Origin of the sequence: Streptomyces sp. NPDC099050, assembly GCF_044759865.1 — a bacterium.
Classification (GTDB): domain Bacteria; phylum Actinomycetota; class Actinomycetes; order Streptomycetales; family Streptomycetaceae; genus Streptomyces.
The window spans coordinates 454,033-477,363 of record NZ_JBIWAE010000002.1 but is presented as its reverse complement, the minus strand read 5'-3'; the positions used below and the strand labels follow the sequence as shown (position 1 = coordinate 477,363).

Here is a 23,331-nt window from a genome sequence, read left to right as displayed (position 1 = left end):
GCCCTCCGGACCGGGTGTCCCCCCGGACTCCGCACTGGGGGACCCCCAGGGCTCAAACGCCGGCGAGGCCGAGATGTCGGCCCGCCGGCGTCCGAGCACGAACGGCTACGCCTTGGGGGCGCGCGTCGTCTTCTTCGCGGCCGCCGGAGCGGCCTTCTTCGCCGCGGCCGCCTTCTTGGCCGGAGCGGCCGCCGCCGCCTTCTTGCGCGGCGCCGCCTTCTTCGCCGCGGGCCGGGCCGCCTCCGCGCCGTCCAGCACCCGGTCCGCGCCCAGGATGTCCCGCAGGAACTTGCCCGTGTGGCTCGCGCCCACCGAGGCGACCTGCTCCGGGGTGCCCTCGGCGACGACGAGGCCGCCTCCGTAACCGCCCTCGGGGCCCATGTCCACGACCCAGTCCGCGGTCTTGATGACGTCGAGGTTGTGCTCGATGACGATCACCGTGTTGCCCTTGTCGACCAGCCCCGACAGCACCTTGATCAGCTTCGAGATGTCCTCGAAGTGCAGACCCGTCGTCGGCTCGTCCAGGACGTACACCGTCCGCCCCGTCGAGCGCTTCTGGAGCTCCGATGCCAGCTTCACGCGCTGCGCCTCGCCGCCCGACAGGGTCGGCGCCGACTGGCCGAGGCGGACGTACCCGAGCCCCACCTCGTTCAGCGTCTTCAGGTGCCGCGAGATCGTCGGAACGGCCTCGAAGAAGCCTGCGGCCTCCTCGATCGGCATGTTCAGGACCTCGGCGATGGACTTGCCCTTGTAGTGGACCTCCAGCGTCTCCCGGTTGTACCGGTCGCCGTGGCAGACCTCGCACGGGACGTACACGTCCGGCAGGAAGTTCATCTCGATCTTGATCGTGCCGTCGCCGGAGCAGTTCTCGCACCGGCCGCCCTTCACGTTGAAGGAGAAGCGGCCCGGCAGGTAGCCGCGCACCTTCGCCTCCATCGTCTCCGCGAAGAGCTTGCGGACGTGGTCGAAGACACCGGTGTACGTGGCCGGGTTGGACCGCGGGGTCCGGCCGATCGGCGACTGGTCGACGTGCACGACCTTGTCGACGAGGCCGTCGCCGTCCACCCGCGTGTGCCGCCCCGGCACCGAACGCGCGCCGTTGAGCTCGCGGGCGAGGTGCGTGTACAGGATGTCGTTGACCAGCGTCGACTTGCCGGAGCCCGATACGCCCGTCACCGCCGTGAGCACGCCTAGCGGGAAGGACACGTCGATGTCCTGGAGGTTGTTCTCCTTGGCGCCGTGGACCGTGAGCTTGCGCGACGGGTCCACGGGACGGCGTACGTCCGGGAGCGGGATGGACCGCTTGCCGGACAGGTACTGACCGGTGATCGACTCGGGGTTCTTCAGCAGCTCCTTCAGGGAGCCGCTGTGCACGACCTTGCCGCCGTGCTCTCCGGCACCGGGGCCGATGTCGACGACCCAGTCGGCCACCTTGATGGTGTCCTCGTCGTGCTCGACGACGATGAGCGTGTTGCCCATGTCCCGCAGCCGGACGAGGGTCTCGATCAGGCGGTGGTTGTCCCGCTGGTGCAGGCCGATGGAGGGCTCGTCCAGCACGTACAGCACGCCCACCAGGCCGGAGCCGATCTGGGTGGCGAGGCGGATGCGCTGGGCCTCGCCGCCCGAGAGGGTGCCGGCGGCGCGGTTGAGCGAGAGGTAGTCCAGGCCGACGTCGACGAGGAAGCGGAGCCGCTCGTTGACCTCCTTGAGGACCCGCTCGGCGATCTTCTTGTCGCGGGCGTCGAGCTTGAGGCGTCCGAGGAAGTCCGCGCACTCGCTGATCGACATCGCGGCGACATCGGCGATCGAGCGGTCCATGACCGTCACCGCGAGCACGATCGGCTTGAGCCGGGTCCCCTGGCAGGTGGGACAGGGCACCTCGCGCATGTAGCCCTCGAAGCGCTCGCGGCTGGCGTCGCTCTCGGACTCCGAGTGGCGCCGCTTCACGAACGGCACCGCGCCCTCGAAGGCCGTGGTGTAGGCCCGCTCGCGCCCGTACCGGTTGCGGTAGCGCACCTCGATCTGGGTCTTGTGGCCGTACAGCAGGGCCTTCTTCGCCCGCAGCGGCAGGCCGGCCCACGCGATGTCCGTGCGGAAGCCGAGCTCCCCGGCGAGCGCGCCGATCAGCCGCTGGAAGTAGTCCTTGGTGTGGCCGAGCGCCCACGGGGAGACCGCGCCCTCGTCCAGCGACTTGTCCTCGTCCGGGACGATCAGCTCCGGGTCCACCTCCATGCGCGTACCGATGCCGGTGCACTCGGGGCAGGCGCCGAAGGGCGAGTTGAAGGAGAAGGAGCGCGGCTCCAGCTCCTCGAAGGAGAGGTCGTCGTACGGGCAGTAGAGGTGCTCGGAGTACATCCGCTCACGCTCGGGGTCGTCCTCCGCCAGGTCGACGAAGTCCAGGATCACCATGCCGCCCGACAGCCCGAGGGCGGTCTCCACGGAGTCCGTCAGCCGGCGCTTGGCGCTGTCCTTGACGGTGAGGCGGTCGATGACCACCTCGATGGTGTGCTTCTCCTGCTTCTTCAGCGTGGGCGGCTCGGAGAGCTGGATCGTCTCCCCGTCCACGCGGGCGCGGCTGTAGCCCTTGGTCTGGAGGTCGGCGAAGAGGTCGACGAACTCGCCCTTGCGCTCGCGCACCAGCGGCGAGAGCACCTGGAAGCGGCTGCCCTCGGGCAGCGCGAGCACCTTGTCGACGATCGCCTGCGGCGACTGCCGCGAGATCGGCCGGCGGCACTCGGGGCAGTGGGGCTTGCCGATGCGCGCGAAGAGCAGGCGGAGATAGTCATAGACCTCGGTGATGGTGCCGACGGTGGAGCGGGGGTTGCGCGAGGTGGACTTCTGGTCGATGGAGACGGCCGGGGAGAGGCCCTCGATGAAGTCGACGTCGGGCTTGTCCATCTGCCCGAGGAACTGGCGGGCGTAGGAGGACAGCGACTCGACGTAGCGGCGCTGGCCCTCGGCGAAGATCGTGTCGAAGGCCAGGGAGGACTTGCCCGACCCTGAGAGTCCGGTGAAGACGATGAGCGAGTCGCGCGGCAGGTCAAGAGAGACGTTCTTGAGGTTGTGCTCGCGAGCGCCACGAACGATGAGACGGTCGGTCACGCCGGTCCGCACCTTTCTTGAGAGAGCGGGGGCACTGGCCCCCGTCCCAAGGGTATTGGGGGGCGCCTCTGCGGTGGAGTGGGAGACTGGACTCCGAGCGTATAGCACGTGCATTCGATTTTCGGCACTCCGCAGCCCTCTTCACCCGATCGTGTGGCGGGGGCCCCACGGCCACTAGGCTCGGCCGCATGACTGATCATGCGCACGACCTGCGATCCGTTCACGAGGCCACCGATCGACTGCTGACCGCGGTCGCGAAGCTGGACAACGCGAAGCTGGCCGAAGAGTCACGTCTCCCCGGCTGGACCCGCGGCCACGTCCTGGCGCACCTCGCCCGGAACGCGGACGCCCTGGTCGAGGTCTTCGAAGGCCGCCCGATGTACGAGAGCGCCACCTCCCGGGAGTCCGACATCGAGCGCGACGCGGTGCGTCCCCTGCTGGAACAGCTCGAAGACGTCCGGAATTCCGCGGACCGCTGGCAGGCCGTCGCCGAGCGCCCGCAGGACTGGACCCGCACCGTGGAACTGCGCAACGGGGTCACGGACACGGCGGCACGGGTGCCCTTCCGGCGCCTGATCGAGGTCGAGCTGCACCACGTCGACCTGAACATCGGCTACGAGCTGTCCGACCTCCCGGACGAGTTCGCCGAGCGCGAGATCGCCTTCCTCGCCGACCGCTGGTCGGGCCGCCCGGAGGTCCCGCCGGTCACCCTGTGGCTCGGGTACGACGGCACCGGACCCCTGTGGCACACCGGTGGCACGGCGGGTACGCCCATCACCCTGGCCGGCACCCGCGACGAGCTGCTCGGCTGGCTCGCGGGACGCGGGGACCGGGGCGCGCACCTCACCCTGATCGAAGGCGGCCACCTCCCCGAGCTGCCCCCGCTCTAGCCCGGACGACACCCTTAGGATCGAGAACATGACGTACAGCGGAGCAGTCAAGGTCGGCGGTCCGGCCGACGTGCACGAACTCTCGGACCTGATGATTTCCAAAGTCGCGGTGGGCGGCATGAACAACAACGCCTACCTGCTGCGCTGCCGGGCCACCGACGAGCAGCTGCTCATCGACGCGGCCGCGGAGCCGGAGACCCTGCTGAGCCTGATCGGCGACGGCGGCATCGCCTCCGTGGTCACCACCCACCGGCACGGCGACCACTGGGGCGCGCTGGCGGACGTGGTCGCGGCGACCGGCGCGCGGACGTACGCGGGCGCCCACGACGCGGAGGGCATCCCGGTCACCACCGACGTGCTCGTCGCGGACGGGGACACGATCACGGTCGGACGGGTCACCCTGACCGCCCGCCACCTGGTCGGCCACACCCCCGGCTCGATCGCGCTGGTCTACGACGACCCGCACGGCCACGCGCACGTGTTCACCGGCGACTGCCTCTTCCCGGGCGGCGTCGGCAACACCTCGGGCGACCAGAAGGCCTTCACCAGCCTGCTCGACGACGTGGAGAACAAGCTGTTCGGCGAGCTGTCGGACGAGACCTGGGTCTACCCCGGCCACGGCAGCGACACCACGCTCGGCGCCGAGCGCCCCCACCTGGCCGAATGGCGCGAGCGCGGCTGGTGAACCGCTCCGGCGCGTCAACCTCGCGCCGGACCGCACTCCCTTCCGGTCATTGATGACCGAACGCACGTCCTGAGGGTGCGGGGCGGGGTAATTGCTGCACCATGCAACACGACCCCTCCCCCGCTCCCCTCCCCAAGGCCGAAGCCGCCCGGGCCCCCGCCTCCCCCTCGATGCTCCGGCTCGCCGCCGCCTCCCTCGTCGGCACCGCCATCGAGTTCTACGACTTCTTCGTCTACGGCACCGCCGCCGCCCTGGTGCTCGGACCGCTCTTCTTCCCCTCCTTCTCCCCGCTCGCCGGCACCCTCGCCGCCTTCGGCACCTTCGGCGTCGGCTTCCTCGCCCGGCCCCTCGGCTCCGCCGTCTTCGGCCACATCGGCGACCGGTACGGCCGCCGCCCGGTGCTGCTGGCCTCCCTGCTGCTCACCGGCCTGGCCACGGTGGCGGTGGGCTGCGTGCCCTCGTACGCCTCCATCGGCATGGCCGCGCCGATCCTGCTGGTCCTGCTGCGCTTCCTCCAGGGTCTCGGCCTCGGCGGGGAGTGGGGCGGCGCGGTGCTGCTGACCTCCGAGCACGCCCCCGAGGGGCGGCGCGGGCTCTGGTCGAGCTTCCCGCAGATGGGCCCGGCGGTCGGGTTCCTGCTGGCCAACGGCCTGATGCTGACCCTGTCGAGCACGCTGTCCGACGGGCAGTTCGCCGCCTGGGGCTGGCGGGTGCCGTTCTGGGTGGCGGGGCTGCTGGCCCTGTCCGGGCTGTGGCTGCGCCGCTCGGTGGAGGAGACCCCGCAGTTCCGTGCGCTGGCCGAGACCGGGCACCGGGCCGAAGCCCCGCTGGCCGAGGTCCTACGGGGCCACTGGCGCCTGCTCCTGCTGACCGGCGGGGCACTGGCCGTGGGCTACGCCGTCTTCTACGCGGTCACCACCTGGTCGCTCGCGTACGCCACCGAGCACCTCGGCGTGCACCGCTCGGTGATGCTGGCCTGCATTATGGTGGCCGTCGCCCTCAAGGGGGTGGCCACCCCGGTGATCGCGGTGCTCGGCGACCGGTACGGCCGGCGCCCGCTGTGCCTGGCCGGCTGCACGGCGTCGGCACTGTGGATGTTCCCGTTCGTGGCGCTGCTGCGCACCGCGGACCCGCTGCTGATGACCGTGGGCCTCTTCGGCGCCCTGCTCGGCATGGTGACGATGTTCGCGGTGGTGGGCGCGTACCTGCCCGAGCTGTACGCCCCGCGGATCCGCTGCACGGGCGCGGCCGTGGGCTACAACCTCGGCGGGGTGCTGGGCGGTGCGCTGACCCCGATCGTGGCGACGGCGCTGGCGGACGGCTCCGGCCCGCCGTGGGCCGTCGCCGTCTACCTGACGGTGATCGCCCTGGTCTCGCTGGCCTGCTTCGCGCTGCTGCCGGAGACCAACCCGGTGGTCGTCCGGCAGCGGACGGGCGCGAAGGCGGAGAAGGAGAAAGAGAAGGAGGCGGCCGAAGCAGCCGCCCCCGTATAGCCCCTCGTCCCTCGGCCCCTCGGCCGCTCAGCCCCCCGGCCGCTCAGCCGCTCTTGTCCACGGTCGGCTTGTGTCCCGGGTACACGTGGCCGGGGGTCACGATGCTGGTGACGGCCTCCCCGAAGAGGGTGCTGGGCTCCTGGCCCTTGTACAGGTCGTCGGTGGTCAGCACGATGACCATGGTCGCCTGCTCCTCCGGCAGGTAGACGGTCAGCGTCTCGTACCCGGGCAGCGAGCCGTTGTGGCCGATCCAGCCCTGGACGTTGAAGATGCCGAGCCCGTAACCCGCGCCGGGGATGATGCCGATCGGCTGGGTCTTCAGCCGCTCGGCCTGGGTCGCGGGGGTCAGCAGGGTGCCGGTGGCGAGGGTCTTCGCCCAGCTGCGCAGGTCTTGCAGGTCGGAGACCATCGCTCCGGCGGCCCAGGCCCAGGACGGGTCGAAGTCGGTCGCGTCCACGATCTTCCCGCCGGGCAGGTCGTTGGTGTAGCCGTGCGCGTGCGGCTCGGGGAACTCCGCACCGACGGGGAAGAGCGTGCGGCCGCTCAGCCCGGCGGGCTTCACCACGTCCTGCCCGATCACCTCCTGGATCGGCCGGCCGGTGATCTTCTCCACGAGCAGGCCGAGCAGGATCAGGTTGGTGTTGGAGTACTCGAACTTCGCGCCGGGCTCGAAGTTCACCGGGTGCTTGAAGGAGATGTCGAGCAGCTGCTGCGGCGTGAAGGTGGAGGTGCCGTTGAGCTCCTTGTCGAAGCCCGGGTCCTCGCTGTAGTTGAAGAGCCCGCTGCGCATGCCCGCCAGTTCGCGCAGGGTGATGCGGTCCCCGTTCGGGACGCCGCTGATGTACTTGCCGATCGGGTCGTCCAGCGCGAGCTTGCCCTGGTCCACGAGCTGGAGGAGGGCGGTGACCGTGAACGTCTTGGTCTCGCTGCCGATGCGCACCCCGAGATCGGGCGTCATGGGTGCGCCGGTCGCCTTGTCGGCCACGCCGAAGGACTTCACGTAGCTGCCCTTGCCGGGGGCCCACAGGCCCACGGTCACGCCCGGCACCTTCGCCAGGTCCATCACCTCGCGCACGGCCGCGTCCAGCCGGGCCGCGACGGCCGGCGTGAGCTGGGGGAATTCGCCGTCCGGTGACGGAGCGGCGGTCACGGACCGCGCCGGGGCGGTGGCCCCGTACGCGGTGCCCGCGACAGCCGGGACCAAGAGGGCGCCTGCGGCCGAGACGGCCACGCAGGCCCTGCGCATGCGCATACGGGTCGGCCTCATCGCAGGGCCTCCTGTCGTACGACGGCCAGGACAACATCCTCAGCCTAAGCGTGTGCCACCCCGGTCGCGCGGCGACCGGGGTGGCACAGGATCAGACCGGGGCGGCCCGGGATCAGGCGTCGATGCGCTCCGGGCCCGCGGCGGCCTCGGCCTCCGCCTGCTTCTTCGAGGCGATCAGGCTGGTGATCGTGGTGATCACCAGGACGCCGCAGATGACGCCCAGGGAGACCGGGATGGAGATCTGCGGGACGTGCACGCCCGACTCGTGCAGGGCGTGCAGCACGAGCTTGATGCCGATGAAGCCGAGGATGACGGAGAGGCCGTAGCTGAGGTGGACCAGCTTCTTGAGCAGGCCGCCGATGAGGAAGTACAGCTGGCGCAGACCCATCAGCGCGAAGGCGTTCGCGGTGAAGACGATGTACGGGTCCTGGGTGAGGCCGAAGATCGCGGGGATCGAGTCCAGGGCGAACAGCACGTCGGTGGTGCCGATGGCGAGCATGACGACCATCAGCGGGGTCAGGACGCGCTTGCCGTTGCTCTGGATGAAGAGCTTGGTGCCGTGGTAGCGGTCGGCGACGCCGAACTTCTTCTCGATGGACTTCAGGAGGCGGTTCTCCTCGAACTCCTCGTCGTCCTCGTCCTTGCGGGCTTCCTGGATCAGCTTCCACGCGGTGTAGATGAGGAACGCGCCGAAGATGTAGAAGACCCACGAGAAGTTGGTGATGATCGCGGCGCCTGCGGCGATGAAGATGGCGCGCAGGACCAGGGCGATCAGTACGCCGATCAGCAGGACGCGCTGCTGGAGCTGTGAGGGGACCGCGAACTTCGCCATGATCAGGACGAAGACGAAGAGGTTGTCCACGCTCAGGGACTTCTCGGTGATGAAGCCGGCGAAGAACTCCTGCGAGGCCTGGCCGTTTCCGAACACCAGCAGGCCGAGGCCGAAGAGCACCGCGAGGACGATCCAGACGACCGTCCAGATGCCCGCTTCCTTCACGGAGACGTCGTGCGGCTTGCGGCCGATGAAGAAATCGGCGCCGATGAGGATGCCCAGACCGAGAATGGTCAGCACCCAGAGGGTCAACGAAACGTCCACTATTTACACGCCTCCGGCAGATGGCTCAGAACTTTGTCAGCGTCATCGCTGCCGGAGGTCTCTTCCACCCGGACGGCCAGGAGGCCACGGGCCGACGCCCCGGGACCGATTGCAGTCCGTATTGACGGGCACGCCGTAGCAGGAAAGCAGGAATACTCCCCTCCGCGTTCACCAGAGTACCCGGGGTGGGCGCGAAAGGTAAAGGGGACCCCAAGAACTGGTCAGTGACCGGTCATCGAGGCCGGGCGGCGGACCGCCCGGCCACCGCTACCGCGCGCCGCCCCGGGCGGCCGCGACCCGCTCCAGCGCCTGGTCCAGGACCCGGCTACCCTGCGGGGGCAGATCCGGCTCGAAGGTCCAGGCGTGGTGGACCCAGGGGTCCGCGAGGTGGTTGTCCGGGACGGGCGACAGCCGCATCAACGAGCGCCACAGCGGGTCCAGCAGCGGCCCGTAGGCCGAGGCCTCGTCACGGTCAGCGACCATCAGGAGGTGCACGCCGACCGCCGGGCCCTCGTCGGCGAGATAGCGCAAACGGGTGACGGCGCGGTCGTCGAACCCGTGCGGGAAGTCGTGCACGATCAGCAGCTGGTCGCAGGTGTCCACATCGGGCGGCAGGTCCTCCGGAGCCCCGGCCCGCACCGCCATCTGTACGAGGTCCACCCGGCGGGTCAGCCGCTCCAGGGTCTCGGAGACCCCCGCGGCCCCGGCCGCCGGCGCCCCGGCCAGCACTCCGGCCCGCACCAGCGGGGCCAGCGAGGCGGCTCCGGCCCCGGCCGCGTCGATGACGTGGACGGCGAACCGGTCGGCGGGGTGGGCGGCCAGCATCCGCGCCGCGTGCGCGACGGCCATGTCCATGGCGGCGCGGCGCAGCCGGTCGGTGTCCATCGCCATGGCCGCCTCGGACCCGGTGCGGCCGTTGTCGATCCACAGGCCGCGCTCCGGCGGGACCCGGACCAGCATGGGGATGCGCAGGTCGGGCCGCTCGGGCAGGTGGAGGTCGCCCAGGCGCAGGGCCAGCGGGGCTTCGGCGGGCACGGTGTGCGCCTGCCAGACCGGGTTGTCCCAGCGCGCGTAGGCGGCGGGCAGCGCGGGCTCGACCACCTCGGACTCGGCGGTGAGCTGGACCAGGTCCCGGTCGAGGACGTCCCGCGCACGCGCGACCAGTTCCTCGCGGCGGGCCCGGGCGGTGTCCCGGGCGGCGTTGCCGGAGCCGCCGAGCCGGTGGCGCGGGTCGGACAGCGCCTCGTCGAGTTCGCGGTCCATCCGGGAGTCGGCGAACTCGACGGCTCCGCGGTAGGCGGCGACGGCCCGGGCCAGGTCCTCGAACATGCCCCAGACCTGGTTGTAGAGCCGCTCCTCCATGGACCAGCCGCCCGCGTCCCCGGCGACGGGGCGGGGCGCCTCGCCGGGCCGCGGCGGCTCGGCCGGGCGCGGCGCGGGCTCGGGCGGCTCGGTGCTGGTGCGGCGGCGCGGGTGGGCGTAGCTGATGGTGGGCGGACCGCCGGCGGTGTTCGGACCCGGTTCGGGTTCCGGTTCCGGTTCCGGTTCCGGGGGCATCGGCGGGGGCGTGGGGGCGGCCGGAACCTCCTGGGGCGCCGGGGCCGGCGTCTGGGCCGTCGCCGGAGCCCGGAGCCCGCGCGGGACGGTCGGGGCCGGCCCGCCCGGCATGACGGCCAGGGTGAAGTCCCCGGCCGGCGCCGTGCCCAGGGCGGCGGCGGCCAGTTCCACCGCGGCCGGGGCGGGCAGCCCCGCGTCGGTCAGGAGCGCGCCGAGGCCGGCGGCGTACCCCTGGCCGACGGCGCGCACCTTCCAGGCTCCCTGGCGCCGGTACAGCTCCAGGGCCACGACGGCGGTCTCCGACTCCAGTCCGGTCAGCGTGTACCCGGCGAGCTCATCGCCCTCGGGGTCGGCCACGGACACGTAGGAGGCGGGGACCGCGCCGAAGTGCCCCGGTCCGCCGGGCGGCAGGACCAGGACGAGGCCGACCCGGTGGACGGCCGGTGCGACCGCGTCGAGGTCGACCGCTATGCGGTGCTGTCCGGATGCCGCCCCGGGCACTTCGAGCCCGGGAAGGGTGCGGGCGCCGGGGTGGGCGAGCGCCCCGGGGCCGGCGAGCCGGCCCGAGTCGTCGCCGAGGTGGGCCAGGGCGAGCACGGGTGTGCCCGCCGAGACCCTGATCTCCACCCGGCTCCGGGACAGGGGGTGGTTCTGCCCCCGGACCAGTTCGGCCGTCATCGTGCAGCCCCTCCCCCGTACCCGGTGTTCCGCCGGGCCCTCGATCGTGCCCGGTCCTGCTGTGCTGTGCTGCTGTGCTGTGTCCGGCAGAGCTGCCGGTCCTGCTGGGAAGTGCTTACAGGTGCGGCAGGATCGACGGCATCAGGTCCTGGAAGGTCCGGCCGTTCGCCGGGTTCCCGAGGGCCGTCATCTGCCAGCCGGTGCCGACGCGCGACACCTTCGCCATGATCTGAGCGGTGTACTGGCCGCCACCGTCCAGCGTGTAGCGGGCCAGCTCCTGGCCGTTGGTCTCGTCGACGATGCGGCAGAAGGCGTTCTCCACCTCCTGGAACGTCTGGCCGGTGAAGGAGTTCACCGTGAAGACGATCTGGTCGATGTGCACCGGCACGCGCTGCAGGTCGACGAGGATCGACTCGTCGTCCCCGCCCTGGCCCACGCCGCCGACGAGGTTGTCACCGGTGTGCTTGACCGAGCCGTCGTCGCTCTGCAGGTGCCGGAAGAAGACGACGTCCACGGGCTGCTTGTCGGCGAAGAGCACCGCCGACGCGTCGAGGTCGATCTCCCGGGTCCGCGAGCCGAACAGCCCCCGGCGCTTGGCAGCCTGCCAGCCGAGGCCCATCCGGACCGCGGTCAGCGTGCCTCCGTCCGCCTTCTGCAGATTGATGGCCTGACCCTTGGTCATGTTGACCGTCACGCGCTGTCCCCTCTCCATAGCCCTCCCCCGATGGGGGTGCGCAGAATGTACCTGCGGCTGTGCCAACCCTACTGACCGCCTCCGGGTCAGGCGAGGCCCGCTTCCTTCATCTGTCGCAGCTCCTTCTTCAGCTCGCCGACCTCGTCCCGGATCCGGGCCGCGACCTCGAACTGCAGCTCCGCGGCCGCGCCCCGCATCCGCTCGGTCATCTGCTCGATGAGCGCGGCCAGTTCGGCCGCGGGACGGTCGGTGGCCACCACGGGGCCCTTGGCACCCTTGGCACCCTTGGCCCCGGTCTTGCCGGCCGCCGCGGCCTGGGCCGCCTTGCCGCCGAGCGCCGGGACGGGCGCCTTGAGGGCCTTGCCGTCCTTCGCCTGCCGGTAGCCGGTACCGAGGAGCTCCTCGGTGTCGAGCTCCTCGCGGGCGATCGTGGCCACGATGTCGTTGATCTTCTTGCGCAGCGGCTGCGGGTCGATCCCGTGGGCCGTGTTGTAGGCGACCTGCTTCTCGCGGCGCCGGTTCGTCTCGTCGATCGCCTGGGCCATCGCCGGGGTGATCCTGTCCGCGTACATGTGGACCTGGCCGGAGACGTTGCGCGCCGCGCGGCCGATGGTCTGGATCAGCGAGGTCCCCGACCGCAGGAAGCCCTGCTTGTCGGCGTCGAGGATGGCCACCAGCGACACCTCGGGCAGGTCGAGGCCCTCGCGGAGCAGGTTGATGCCGACCAGGACGTCGTACTCGCCGGCCCGCAGCTCGCGCAGCAGCTCGATGCGGCGCAGGGTGTCCACGTCGCTGTGCAGGTAGCGGACCTGGATGCCGAGCTCCAGGAAGTAGTCGGTGAGGTCCTCGGCCATCTTCTTGGTGAGGGTGGTGACCAGGACCCGCTCGTCCTTCTCCACGCGCGCGCGGATCTCGTGCACCAGGTCGTCGATCTGGCCCTCGGTGGGCTTGACCACGACCTCCGGGTCGATGAGACCGGTCGGGCGGATGATCTGCTCGACGAAGCCGTCGCCGCGCGAGAGCTCGTACTTGCCCGGGGTCGCCGACAGGTAGACGGTCTGGCCGATCCGCTCCTGGAACTCCTCCCACTTCAGCGGCCGGTTGTCGAGGGCCGACGGGAGCCGGAAGCCGTGGTCGACCAGGGTCCGCTTGCGGGAGGCGTCGCCCTCGTACATCGCGCCGATCTGGGGCACGGTGACGTGCGATTCGTCGATGACGAGGAGGAAGTCCTCGGGGAAGTAGTCGATGAGGGTGTTCGGGGCGGAGCCGCGCTCGCGGTCGTCCATGTGCAGCGAGTAGTTCTCGATGCCGGAGCAGGACCCGATCTGGCGCATCATCTCCAGGTCGTAGGTGGTGCGCATGCGCAGGCGCTGCGCCTCCAGCATCTTGCCCTGCTTCTCCAGCTCGGCGAGGCGCTCGGCGAGCTCGGCCTCGATGCCGCGGACCGCCTTCTCCATCCGCTCGGGGCCGGCGACGTAGTGGCTGGCGGGGAAGACGTAGAGCTCGCGGTCCTCGCTGATCACCTCGCCGGTCAGCGGGTGCAGGGTGGACAGGGCCTCGATCTCGTCGCCGAACATCTCGATGCGGACGGCCAGTTCCTCGTAGACCGGGAAGATCTCGATGGTGTCGCCGCGCACCCGGAAGGTGCCCCGGGTGAAGGCCACGTCGTTGCGGGTGTACTGGATGTCGACGAAGCGGCGCAGGAGCCCGTCCCGGTCCATCTCCTCACCGACCTTGAGGGGGACCATCCGGTCGACGTACTCCTGCGGGGTGCCGAGACCGTAGATGCAGGACACGGAGGCGACGACGATGACGTCGCGCCGGGTGAGGAGGGAGTTCGTCGCGGAGTGGCGCAGCCGCTCCACCTCCTCGTTGATCGAGGAGTCCTTCTCGATGTAGGTGTCCGACTGCGGTACGTACGCCTCGGGCTGGTAGTAGTCGTAGTACGAGACGAAGTACTCGACCGCGTTGTTCGGCAGGAGTTCGCGGAACTCGTTCGCCAGCTGGGCGGCGAGCGTCTTGTTCGGCGCCATCACCAAGGTGGGCCGCTGGAGCTTCTCGATCATCCAGGCGGTCGTCGCCGACTTGCCGGTTCCGGTCGCGCCGAGCAGCACGACATCCTTCTCACCTGCACGGATGCGCTTCTCCAGCTCGGCGATGGCCGCCGGCTGGTCGCCGCTGGGCGTGTAGGAGCTGACGACCTCGAAAGGCGCCACCGTGCGTTCGATCTTCGATACGGGCCGCATGGGGTCAACCGTACGACCACCCACTGACACTCGGCGCCCGCCCGCCCCGGTCGGAGCCGTGCGGGCCTGGTCCGTTTGTCGTAGTTCGGTGGCGGCCCGGTGATCGTCAACCCCATGATCGCCGTACGCGGCTCTCCTGAAAGTGCGTCGGAAACGCACCGCCGCCCGTGCCTCGCCGCAACGAATGCCGCTCCGCGCCCGTTTGACGGCAGGAGCAGGGCCCATGACCCGAGGAGAACGCGCATGTACGTCCGATCCGCCGCCGCGGCCACCGCCGCCTTCCTGGGGCTCACCCTGAGCGTGTGCGGTGCGGGCTCCGCCTCGGCCGCACCCGGTCCGGACTGGCTGTCCAACCCGATCGTGTACGCCCACCGGGGGGCTTCGGCCTACGCCCCGGAGAACACCCTGGAGGCGATCGACCTCGCCATGGAGATGGGCTTCGACTGGGTGGAGAACGACGTCCAGCGCACCGAGGACGGGGAGCTCGTGGTCATCCACGACGACACCCTGACCCGGACGACCGATGTCGAGCAGGTGTTCCCCGACCGCAAGCCCTGGCGGGTGAGGGACTTCACCGCGGCGGAGATCGCCCGGCTGGACGCGGGCAGCTGGTTCGGGCAGGAGTTCGCGGGCGCCCGCGTACCGACCCTGCGGCAGTACATGAACCGCGTCCAGCGCAACCAGCAGCGGCTGCTCCTGGAGATCAAGAAGCCGGAGCTCTACCCGGGGATCGAACGGCAGACCCTGGACGTGCTGGGCGAGACCGGCTGGCTCGAAGAGAACCGCGTGGCCCGCCGGCTGGTGGTCCAGAGCTTCAGCGCCGCCTCGGTCCGCACCGTGCACGAGCTGCGCCCGGACCTGTTCACCGCCTTCCTCGGCACCCCGGCCCTCGCCGACCTGCCGCGGTACGCCGAGTTCACCGACCGGATCAACCCCTGGTACACCACGATCAACAGTGACTGGGTCGCCGCGGTGCACAAGCTGTCCGGCGCCCACGGCAGGGCGCTGGAGGTGGACACCTGGATCGTGGACGACGCCGCCACCGCCCTGAAGGTCCAGGACATGGGCGTGGACGGGATCATCACCGACAAGCCCGACGTCGTACGGGAAGCGGTCGGCGGCTACTGACGGGCGGCGCCGCCGGCGCCGTCAGGGTTGTCGGTGGCGCGTCGTACCGTGAAGGGGTGGACACTCCTGAGCCCCGCGGGCCGCACCTCGAATGGACCGTCGTCGACAGCGGCGACAGCGGCATCGGGCCGCTACTCCTCGCCGCCACCCCCGAGGGCCTGGTCAAGGTCGAGTTCCATGCCGGACCGGACCGGGCCGCGAAGCTGATCGACGCGCTGATCTCCCGGCTCGGCGCCGACGCCCGGCGCCCGCCGCCGGGCGAGGAGGTCCTGCTGGCCGAGCCGATCCGCCAGCTGAAGGCCTACTTCGCCGGTACGCTGCGCCGCTTCGACCTGCCGCTGGACTGGCGGCTCAGCTCCGGCTTCAACCGGCAGGTCCTGCTGGAGCTGGACCGCACCGTCCCCTACGGAGCGGTCGTGGGGTACGGCGAACTGGCCGCTCGGGCCGGCGCCCCCGGCGCGGCCCAGGCCGTCGGCAACGCCATGGGCTCGAACCCGCTGCCGCTGGTGGTGGCCTGCCACCGGGTCGTGGAGAACGACGGGGGCATCGGCGGCTTCGGCGGCGGCGTGGAGACCAAGCGCCGCCTCCTCGCCCTGGAGGGCGTCCTGCCCGAACCGCTGTTCTGAGGCACCGGCCGTGCTCCCGGTGCTCCCCGTGCTCCCTGAAACCCTGTTCCGCCCGCCCCGCGAGGGGTGCGAAACTGCGGCGGTGACCACACCTCGCGCCGCGCCCGCAGCCCCTCCGCATCCGTGTCGGAGGTGGGCCGCGTGAGCACCGCGCCGGGCACCGACCGGCCCGCCGTCACCTTCACCGCCGCCGACCTGCCACGGCTGCGGCGCCGCACCTCAGGGGTGCTGATCGCCGGACAGGTGCTGGGCGGGATCGGCGTGCCCATCAGCATCGCCCTGGCGCCGGTCCTGGCCACCGAGGTCAGCGGCACGGAGTCGCTCTCCGGCTTCGCCTCGACCGCCTCCGTGATCGGCACCGCGGCCGTCTCCCTCCCGCTCGCCGCGCTGATGACCGCGCGCGGCCGCCGGCCCGGCCTGGTCCTCGCCTACGTGATCGGCGCGGCCGGGGCCGCCCTCGTCGTGCTCGCCGCCTCGATCAAGAACTTCCCACTGCTGATGCTCGGCATGGCCGCCTTCGGGGCCGCCTCCTCGGCCAACCTCCAGGCCCGCTTCGCCGCCGCCGACCTCGCCGAGCCCGACCACCGGGCACGGGCGATCTCCGTGGTCGTCTGGGCCTCCACCATCGGCGCCGTACTCGGCCCGAACCTCTCCGCCCCGGCCAGCCGCAGCTTCGCCGGCACCTCCATACCCCCGACGGCGGGGCCCTTCATATGGGCCGGCGCCGTCTTCCTGCTCACCGCCACGCTGATCGGCGTACTCCTGCGCCCGGATCCGCTGCTGACGGCCCGCGCACTCGCTCCCGCCGAGGACCAGACCCGCGCCGGGCGTTCGCTGCGTGCCGGGTTCGCCGCCGTCAAGGCCTCACCCCGGGCCCGGCTCGCGCTGCTCACCATCGCGGTGTCCCACACCGCCATGGTCTCGATCATGGTGATGACCCCGGTCGACCTGGGGCACCACGGAGCCGGGCTCCAGCTCATCGGGCTGGTCATCAGCGGGCACATCGCCGGCATGTTCGGCTTCTCGCCGGTGATGGGCTGGCTCGCGGACCGGATCGGCCGGCTGTCCGTGATCGGGCTCGCCGCCGGCCTGCTGTCCGTCGCCGCGCTGCTCGCCGGCACGGCCGACGGGAACCACGCCCAGAGCGCCGCCGGACTCTTCCTGCTCGGCCTCGGCTGGTCCGCCGGCATGGTGTCCGGCTCGGCGCTGCTGACCGACTCGGTGCCGCAGCCCGCGCGGGCCGCCGTACAGGGGCTGGGCGACCTCACCATGAACACGGCCGCCGGGGTCGGCGGCGCCGCCGCCGGGCTCGTCATGTCCCAGGCGGGCTACGGCTGGCTCAACGCGGCCGCCGCCGCCCTGCTGCTGCCGATGGCGGCGCTCGCGCTGTTCACCTCGCGCCGCCGTCCCGTGAAGGCTGCCGATACCGGTCAGTAGCTGATGTGGTAGGCCTTGCGGAGCGTCTCGTGGACGGTCCAGGTGGTCCGGTCCCCCTCGCGCAGGACGCACGCGGAGCCGGGGCCGACCTCCAGGGTCGCGCCGCCCTCCACCTCGATGGTGGCGCGGCCGCTGACCACCACGAAGAGCTCGTTCGCCTCGGTGTCGGTGACCACGCCCGGGGTGATCTGCCAGATTCCGCGCACCTGCGAGCCGTCCGGCGCCTCCCACAGCACCTTGCCCGTCACGACGGGGTTCCCGGAGACGATCTGCGCGGGGTCGAGCTCGTCCGGTTCCAGCGCGGAGTCGGGGACGTCCGGGAGGGACACGGCGAAGGAGGCGGGGGCGTCACGGTGATCAGTTGTGCTCATGGTCCGGGAGCCTAATCGGAGCGCCCCGCGCGCCGGGGTGACCAGAGCGTCCAGCGCGCGCCCGCCCCGCCCGTCACCCTGTCGCCCCTTTCGGCGTGCCGCACTCCGTCGAGCGGTGGGCGGGTGGGGCTGCCACCACCGCCGTCCCGGCGTCGGCCCGGTGGGCGCGCGCGGGTGGGTCGGCCCTGCGGGGCGAAGTCCCCTACCCTCCCCCAGACTCCGTCCGGGGGGACCCCCGGTTCGCCCGTTCCCCGGGGTCTGGGGCGGAGCCCCAGGGCCTCGGGCGCAGCCCGGGGCCCGACGGGCCGGGGTGGGGCCCGACGGGCCGGGGTGGGGCCCGACGGGCCGGGGTGGGGCGGGTTCGCGCCGGGGCGGCGTCCGGGCGTTTGCGGCCCCGGATCGCGTGCCAGGGATGGGGACATGTCACAGCACACAGCATCCGCACCCGCAGCATCCCCCTCGGCCGGAGCAGCGCTCCCGGTCCCGGTCCTGTCGGAGGAGGTGCGCGAGGCGCTCGACCGCGGGCGGCCCGTCGTGGCGCTGGAGTCCACGATCCTCGCCCACGGTCTGCCCCGCCCCCGCAATCTGGCGGTGGGCCTGGAACTGGAGGAGCTGGTCCGGGCGGAGGGGGCCGTTCCGGCGACCGTCGCGGTCGTCGACGGGGTGGCGTACGCCGGACTGGACAAGGCCAAGCTGGAGCGGATCGCGGGCGGCGAGGGCGTGCGCAAGCTCGGCCACCGGGATCTCGCCCCCGCCCTGGCCACGGCGGCGACGGGCGCGACGACGGTCTCGGCCACGGCCTACCTCGCCGCGCGGGCGGGGCTGCGGGTCTTCGCCACCGGCGGGCTGGGCGGCGTACACCGGGACTGGACGCGGTCGCAGGACGAGTCGGCGGACCTCGCGCTGCTGGCGCGGACCCGGATCACCGTGGTGTGCGCGGGGGTGAAGTCGATCCTGGACGTGCCCGCGACGCTCCAGCGGCTGGAGACGCTGGGGGTGACGGTCCTCGGGTACGGGACGGATCGTTTCCCCGGGTTCTACCTGGCCGATTCCGGGGAGCCGGTGGACTGGACGGTCCACCGGCCGGAGGAGGTGGCGGCCGTGATGGCCGCTCAGGACCTGCTCGGCGGCGCGGAGTCGGCGCTCCTCGTGGCCAACCCGGTGGACCGGGAGCGGCAGCTCGATCCGGAACTGCACGACCGGGTCCTGGCCGAGGCGCTGTCGGAGTGCCGGGAGCGGGGCATCACGGGACAGGCGGTGACACCGTTCCTGCTGGGGTTCCTGGTGCGCGCGACGGGCGGCGCCTCGCTGGAGGCCAACCTCGCGGCGGTACGCGGCAACGTCCGCCTCGGGTCCCGGATCGCGCGGGCCTGGGCGGCGCGGCCGTGACCGCCGCGGCGGCCGCTCCCGCCGGGCCGGGGGCGCTGCTGGTCGTCGGGGACGTGGTTACGGACGTCGTGGCGGTGCATGCGGAGCCGCTGGCTCCGGGCACCGACACCGCGGCCCGGATCCGGACCCTGCCGGGCGGCGCCGGGGCCAACGCGGCCTGCTGGGCCGCCCGCGCGGGCGCCCCGGAGGTACGCCTCCTCGCGCGGGTCGGCGCCGACTCGGCCGGGTGGCACGAGCGGGTGCTGCTCGACGCGGGGGTCCGGCCGAGCCTGGTGGTCGATCCCGCCGAGCCGACCGGGACGGTGGTGGCGCTGGTCGGCGCGGACGCGGAGCGGACCTTCCTGACCGACAGCGGGGCCTCGCTGCGGCTCTCCCCCGCCGACTGGGAGCCCGCGCTCCTGGACGGGGCCGCCCATCTCCACCTGTCGGGCTACCTGTTCTTCGCCGACGCGAGCCGGGAACTGGCCCTGGTCGCGCTACGGGACGCCCGTGCCCGGAACGTACCGGTGAGCGTCGATCCGGCGTCGGCGGGGTTCCTGGCCGCGCTGGGTCCGGAGCGCTTCCTGGCCGCCGCGGCGGGGGCCGGCGTACTGCTGCCGAACGAGGACGAGGCGCTGCTGCTGGCGGGGTCGCGCGGCGGCCGGACCGGGGCGGACGGGGCGGCGGTCGCGCGGGCGGCCGCGGAGCTGAGCCTGCGGGTGCCGTTGGTGGTGGTCACCCGGGGCGGCGCCGGAGCGCTCGTCGCCGAGGACGGCCGGGTCACGGCCGAGGTCGCGGCGGAAAGCGCCGAGGCGGTGGATTCCACGGGCGCCGGGGACGCCTTCACTGGCGCCTTCCTCGCCGCGCGGCTGGCGGGAGCGGGCTCGGCGCGGGCCGCGGAGGCCGGCTGCCGGGCGGCCGCCCTTGCGGTGACCCGGCTGGGCGGGCGGCCGTAGGGAGGGCCGGGGCGGAGGTCAGGACGTGTACTGCTGGTCGAGGGAGTCGATGACGCCCGCGCCGTCGAGGTGGTAGCGGAAGACCCGGCCCTGGTTCGGGTGCGCGATCAGCCAGTCGATGAGCTGCTGGAGCGTGATGGACTGGCTCACGGTGCTCGCGACGACGGGCGTGACCGCCGTGATCTTGGCGTCCTCGGCGATGTTGAGGAAGGTCTCCTTGCCGGTGGTCTCGAAGGGGGCCGCGTCCGCGCCGGGGGCGGCGCAGCCCCAGTTGCCGTGCTTGATGATCAGGCTGTGGACCCCGCCCTCGGGGGTGTAGCGGTAGACGGCCACCTCGTCGGGCGAGATCGGCATCTTGTGGTCGCAGGTGGAACCGGGCGCCGGGGGCTTCTTCGTGCCCGCCGGGGCCGCGGACGAAGTCGCGGTGGGAGTCGGCTTCTTGGACGGGGCCGAGGACAGCGACGCCACGGCCGACGGGGAGGACGGCGGGGAGGCCGAAGGGGAGGACGGCGGGGAGGCAGCGCCCGTGGCCGGCGCGCTGACGGAGGGGCCCGCGGGGGTTCCCGGCGCGCCGGCCTCGTCGTCGCCGTCGCACGCCGTCAGGGCCAGGGTCCCGCACAGGGCCAGCGCGGCGAGCGCGGCCTGCATGCGCATCCGTCTCTCGTTCCGAACCACCGTGCCGTGTCCGCGCATTGCCTTCTCCCTCTGCCAAGGCGCCACCGGGGCGGCCGCCGTCGAAGCGTGCCGTCAACGTAGCGCGGGGTTCCGGCTGGAGCGATGGCCGGAACCGATCGTCACCGTGCCGGAATCCCCCTGTTGCGTTTCCCGGACCTCCGTGACCGGGCGGGGGCGGAGGTACGCCGAGCCGCGCCCGGCGGCCCGCGGGGTCAGCCGGTGCGCCCTGCGCGCACCCCCGTCCAGGCCGGGTGGCGCGGATCGTCGGCCCGGACCAGGGCGTCGGCCCGGTCCGCCGGGCCGGTCTCGGTCTCGTAGCGCGCGAAGGCGGGGAGGGTCCAGCGGGCGGACTCCTCGGTGCGGCGGGCGAGCGCCCCCGGGGAGAGGCCGATGTGGACAGTGAGGTCGAAGGGGAACCAGTGGCCCAGCAGCAGGGGGCCGTGCACGATCAGCACGCCGCCGGGCGGGAGTTCGGCGTAGGGGCTGCGGGTCGCCCGGTCGGTGACCGGGTCCCAGAGGTCGGGCAGCACCCGGCCGGTGCCGCCGGGGTCGGTCGGGCCGAAGACCTCCCGCCAGAGCGCCCCGGTGTCGTACCAGCCGTCGAGGTAGGAGTCCACGTCCTCGCGGCCGAACTCGAAGCGGAGGGAGGCCGGGCGCAGGAAGCCCTCGGCCGCCACCACCAGGACCGGACGCCCGCGCGGGCGCAGCGCGTCGGCGAGTTCCGCCGCGAGCACGCCGGTGCGGGCGGCGGGCGCCCCGTCGATGCCCACCCGCCGCCATCGGGCCTCCGGCCCGGCCTTCGCGGTGTCCGCACCGGTGTCCGAGCCGGTGTCGCCGGTGTCGGTGTCCGCGTCCGTCTCGGTGTCGGTGTCGGTGTCGGTGTCGGTGTCGGTGTCGGTGTCGAGGTGACCGGCGAGCCGCTCGGCCATCCGCTGCCATGTGATCGCTTCCAGCTGCACCAGCCCATTGTCAGTGGTGGCCCCTAACGTTTTTCGAGAGGGATCACCGGCGCACAGGGGGCCGGCGGCCCGGCCTTGGGGAGGGGTCTGTCATGGCTCGGGAGACGACGTATCTGGAGCTGTCCCAGGAGGACGGCGGTGCCCACAAGTTCTACGAGGTCACCGTCGACGGCACCGCCGTCTCGGTGCGGTACGGACGCATCGGCGCGGACGGCCAGCTGCAGAGCTCCTCCTTCCCGACCATCGAGAAGGCACGGGCGGCCGCCGCCAAGAAGGTCGGGGAGAAGGTCCGCAAGGGCTACGCCCCGGCGGTGCCGGGAGTCCGCGCGGCCCGGTCGGTGACGCGCCGCCAGGTGACCTCGACCCCGTCCACCGCACGCGCGGTGGCCCCGGTGCTGTGGCGGTTCCGAACGGGGTCCTCCGCCTTCGGGATCCACGTGGACGAGGACCGCTGCTGGGTCGGCAACCAGGCCGGAGACGTCTACACGGTCAGCCACGACGGTGAGGTGCTCGCCCGGTACTCGCTGCCGGACGGGGTGAAGTGCCTGGTGGCGGACGAGTTCTGGATCTATGCGGGCTGTGACGACGGCACGGTGTACGACCTGTCCTCGAAGGTGCCGTTCGGGGCGTACGACATCGCGGCCGACGTGGACATCTTCTGGCTGGACATCCGCGAGGGCGTCCTGAACGTGTCGGACCGCAACGGCGGGCTCACGGTCATCGACCATGAGGACGAGTTCCAGTGGTCGCGGCGCTCGGCCGGCATGAACGCGTGGATGGTGCGCGCGGACGAGCGGGCGGTCTACCACGGCCACGGCAAGGGGGTCACGGCCTACGCCCCGGACGGCGGGCGGGAGTTGTGGCACACGCAGACCGACGGGGCGGTGCTGTTCGGCTGGCAGGAGGACCACGCGGTGTACGCCGGGACCGGCCGCAACACCGTGCAGCGGCTGTCGAAGGCCACGGGCGCGCTGGAGGCCTCGTACCGGTGCGACGCGGCGGTCTACTCGTGCGCGACCTCGCCGGACGGCCGGCACGTCTTCGCCGGCGACCTCGCGTCGTCCGTGTACTGCTTCGACGCCGACGGGCGGCGGCTGTGGAAGCTGGGCACCGGCAGCGGGGCCGCGCTGTCCATGCAGTATCTGGACGAGCGGCTGTACCTGGTGACCACGGACGGTTCGCTGGTGTGCGTCGACGCGAGCGAGGCCGCGATCGCGGCCGCCCGGGAGGGGTCGGTGCCGACGGCCGTGGACGTGAAGTCGGCGGCCGCCCTGCCGGTCTTCACCCCGGCCGCCACGCCTGCCGCGGTGGCGACGGTGTCGGTGGCCTCGGTGCCCGCGGGCGGTGTGGTCGTGGAGTGCGTGCAGCAGGGCCAGCGGATGCGCGTACAGGTGGTGTCGGGCGGGTTCGAGCCCTCATGGAACGTGCAGTTCCCGCGCGGGATACGGGAGCCCGGCGTCCGGTACGTGGTGGACGGCCTGCACCCGGCGGCCGGAGGCTTCTACCGCGTGCGCGGGGAGATCCGCCGACTCGTCTGAGCGGTGCCCCGGTTCACGAGGGGGCGGCCGGGTCGCCCAGGCAGCGTCGCCGACAGGGCCATAGCCATCGCCCTCGCCGCGTCGGCACTCACCGCAGCCGCCCTCACCGCGTCCGCGTGGGGCACGCGCACGGCGTGGCCCCGGGCGGGGCCTCGGCGGGCAGCGCGAAGGGGTCGCCCTCGGCAAGGGCCGCGGTCACGCAGAGCACGACCCGCTCGCTGCCGAGGTTGCGGCCGAGGTGGACGTGGCGCCGGCCGGCCGGCTCGACGAAGCTGGTGCCGGTGTGGTGCACCTCGACCGTGCCGTCGCTCAGGATCCGGGTCAGGGTGCCGGACTTGACCACCGCTATCAGCGGGACGCGGTGGTAGTGCCAGCCGGTGCAGCCACCGGGCTCTATCGCGACCTCTCTCACCACGAGGTCGGAGGCCACCTCCGCTTTCGGACGCCGGCCCGCGGTCTTCGGGCGCCCCGCCGTCGCCTGCCGTCCAGCCATGTTTCCCTCCTCCATGGACCGGCCGCGGCCCACTCGACTCAAGGTAGGAGGACACCACGAGGTCAGGGAAGA

19 protein-coding genes are annotated in these 23,331 nt (G+C 72.3%); 9 read left to right on the top strand and 10 right to left on the bottom strand.

Features of this window, described 5'->3' with window-relative positions; translation table 11 throughout:
* Window positions 1-105 precede the first annotated feature (105 nt).
* Window positions 106-3,102, bottom strand: a complete 2,997-nt coding sequence (uvrA, locus tag ACIQV3_RS05160) for an excinuclease ABC subunit UvrA (protein ID WP_403709888.1) — start codon at window positions 3,100-3,102, stop codon at window positions 106-108.
* Between the two features lie 188 nt (window positions 3,103-3,290).
* Here uvrA and ACIQV3_RS05155 point away from each other — a divergent pair, with 188 nt between their 5' ends.
* The 3 genes from ACIQV3_RS05155 to ACIQV3_RS05145 all read left to right on the top strand — a co-directional run bounded on the left by ACIQV3_RS05155 (window position 3,291) and on the right by ACIQV3_RS05145 (window position 6,170).
* A complete protein-coding gene (locus tag ACIQV3_RS05155; RefSeq protein ID WP_403709886.1) occupies window positions 3,291-3,992 on the top strand; it encodes a maleylpyruvate isomerase family mycothiol-dependent enzyme in 702 nt (233 codons plus the stop codon).
* A 28-nt stretch (window positions 3,993-4,020) separates the two neighbouring features.
* On the top strand, window positions 4,021-4,677 hold the full coding sequence (locus ACIQV3_RS05150) for an MBL fold metallo-hydrolase (protein WP_403709883.1): 657 nt from the start codon (window positions 4,021-4,023) through the stop codon (window positions 4,675-4,677).
* Window positions 4,678-4,847: 170 nt separating this feature from the next.
* Window positions 4,848-6,170 (top strand): MFS transporter, encoded by a 1,323-nt coding sequence (locus ACIQV3_RS05145; protein ID WP_403710154.1) that lies wholly within the window; start codon window positions 4,848-4,850, stop codon window positions 6,168-6,170.
* Between the two features lie 43 nt (window positions 6,171-6,213).
* Here the strand turns inward: ACIQV3_RS05145 and ACIQV3_RS05140 are convergent, their stop codons facing one another.
* The 5 genes from ACIQV3_RS05140 to uvrB all read right to left on the bottom strand — a co-directional run bounded on the left by ACIQV3_RS05140 (window position 6,214) and on the right by uvrB (window position 13,708).
* A complete protein-coding gene (locus ACIQV3_RS05140) occupies window positions 6,214-7,437 on the bottom strand; it encodes a serine hydrolase domain-containing protein (RefSeq protein ID WP_403709881.1) in 1,224 nt (407 codons plus the stop codon).
* A 112-nt stretch (window positions 7,438-7,549) separates the two neighbouring features.
* Window positions 7,550-8,533 carry a TerC family protein gene (locus tag ACIQV3_RS05135; RefSeq protein WP_403709879.1) on the bottom strand — a complete coding sequence of 328 codons (984 nt, stop codon included), beginning with the start codon at window positions 8,531-8,533 and terminating at the stop codon, window positions 7,550-7,552.
* A 267-nt stretch (window positions 8,534-8,800) separates the two neighbouring features.
* Entirely contained in the window at window positions 8,801-10,768 is a 1,968-nt protein-coding gene (locus tag ACIQV3_RS05130) for a TerD family protein (RefSeq protein WP_403709877.1), read from the bottom strand.
* 115 nt (window positions 10,769-10,883) lie between these two features.
* A complete protein-coding gene (locus ACIQV3_RS05125) occupies window positions 10,884-11,462 on the bottom strand; it encodes a TerD family protein (RefSeq protein ID WP_243338324.1) in 579 nt (192 codons plus the stop codon).
* Between the two features lie 86 nt (window positions 11,463-11,548).
* A complete protein-coding gene (uvrB, locus tag ACIQV3_RS05120) occupies window positions 11,549-13,708 on the bottom strand; it encodes an excinuclease ABC subunit UvrB (RefSeq protein WP_403709875.1) in 2,160 nt (719 codons plus the stop codon).
* A 243-nt stretch (window positions 13,709-13,951) separates the two neighbouring features.
* On the opposite strand from uvrB, the gene ACIQV3_RS05115 reads away from it, so the two are divergent.
* The 3 genes from ACIQV3_RS05115 to ACIQV3_RS05105 all read left to right on the top strand — a co-directional run bounded on the left by ACIQV3_RS05115 (window position 13,952) and on the right by ACIQV3_RS05105 (window position 16,899).
* A complete protein-coding gene (locus ACIQV3_RS05115) occupies window positions 13,952-14,836 on the top strand; it encodes a glycerophosphodiester phosphodiesterase (protein ID WP_403709873.1) in 885 nt (294 codons plus the stop codon).
* Between the two features lie 56 nt (window positions 14,837-14,892).
* Window positions 14,893-15,462: a methylated-DNA--[protein]-cysteine S-methyltransferase gene (locus ACIQV3_RS05110; protein WP_403709872.1), complete on the top strand. Its 570-nt coding sequence runs from the start codon at window positions 14,893-14,895 to the stop codon at window positions 15,460-15,462.
* Between the two features lie 141 nt (window positions 15,463-15,603).
* The gene (locus ACIQV3_RS05105; RefSeq protein ID WP_403709870.1) at window positions 15,604-16,899 is read left to right on the top strand and encodes an MFS transporter; all 1,296 of its coding nucleotides are present in this window, start codon (window positions 15,604-15,606) and stop codon (window positions 16,897-16,899) included.
* Here ACIQV3_RS05105 and ACIQV3_RS05100 read toward each other — a convergent pair.
* Window positions 16,893-17,270 carry a cupin domain-containing protein gene (locus ACIQV3_RS05100; protein ID WP_403709868.1) on the bottom strand — a complete coding sequence of 126 codons (378 nt, stop codon included), beginning with the start codon at window positions 17,268-17,270 and terminating at the stop codon, window positions 16,893-16,895. The genes ACIQV3_RS05105 and ACIQV3_RS05100 overlap by 7 nt on opposite strands.
* A 420-nt stretch (window positions 17,271-17,690) precedes the next feature.
* Here ACIQV3_RS05100 and ACIQV3_RS05095 point away from each other — a divergent pair, with 420 nt between their 5' ends.
* Window positions 17,691-18,659: a pseudouridine-5'-phosphate glycosidase gene (locus tag ACIQV3_RS05095; protein ID WP_403709866.1), complete on the top strand. Its 969-nt coding sequence runs from the start codon at window positions 17,691-17,693 to the stop codon at window positions 18,657-18,659.
* Entirely contained in the window at window positions 18,656-19,594 is a 939-nt protein-coding gene (locus tag ACIQV3_RS05090; protein ID WP_403709864.1) for a carbohydrate kinase family protein, read from the top strand. The genes ACIQV3_RS05095 and ACIQV3_RS05090 overlap by 4 nt, the downstream gene beginning before the upstream one ends.
* A gap of 18 nt (window positions 19,595-19,612) precedes the next feature.
* On the opposite strand, the gene ACIQV3_RS05085 is transcribed toward ACIQV3_RS05090, so the two are convergent.
* Both ACIQV3_RS05085 and ACIQV3_RS05080 read right to left on the bottom strand, forming a co-directional pair.
* Complete coding sequence (locus ACIQV3_RS05085) at window positions 19,613-20,248, bottom strand: hypothetical protein (protein WP_403709862.1); 636 nt, start codon at window positions 20,246-20,248, stop codon at window positions 19,613-19,615.
* Window positions 20,249-20,481: 233 nt separating this feature from the next.
* Window positions 20,482-21,228 carry a uridine kinase gene (locus ACIQV3_RS05080; protein ID WP_403709860.1) on the bottom strand — a complete coding sequence of 249 codons (747 nt, stop codon included), beginning with the start codon at window positions 21,226-21,228 and terminating at the stop codon, window positions 20,482-20,484.
* 92 nt (window positions 21,229-21,320) lie between these two features.
* Here ACIQV3_RS05080 and ACIQV3_RS05075 point away from each other — a divergent pair, with 92 nt between their 5' ends.
* Window positions 21,321-22,766 carry a WGR domain-containing protein gene (locus ACIQV3_RS05075; protein ID WP_403709859.1) on the top strand — a complete coding sequence of 482 codons (1,446 nt, stop codon included), beginning with the start codon at window positions 21,321-21,323 and terminating at the stop codon, window positions 22,764-22,766.
* Window positions 22,767-22,869: 103 nt separating this feature from the next.
* Here the strand turns inward: ACIQV3_RS05075 and ACIQV3_RS05070 are convergent, their stop codons facing one another.
* Entirely contained in the window at window positions 22,870-23,259 is a 390-nt protein-coding gene (locus tag ACIQV3_RS05070) for a cupin domain-containing protein (RefSeq protein ID WP_403709857.1), read from the bottom strand.
* Window positions 23,260-23,331 lie beyond the last annotated feature (72 nt).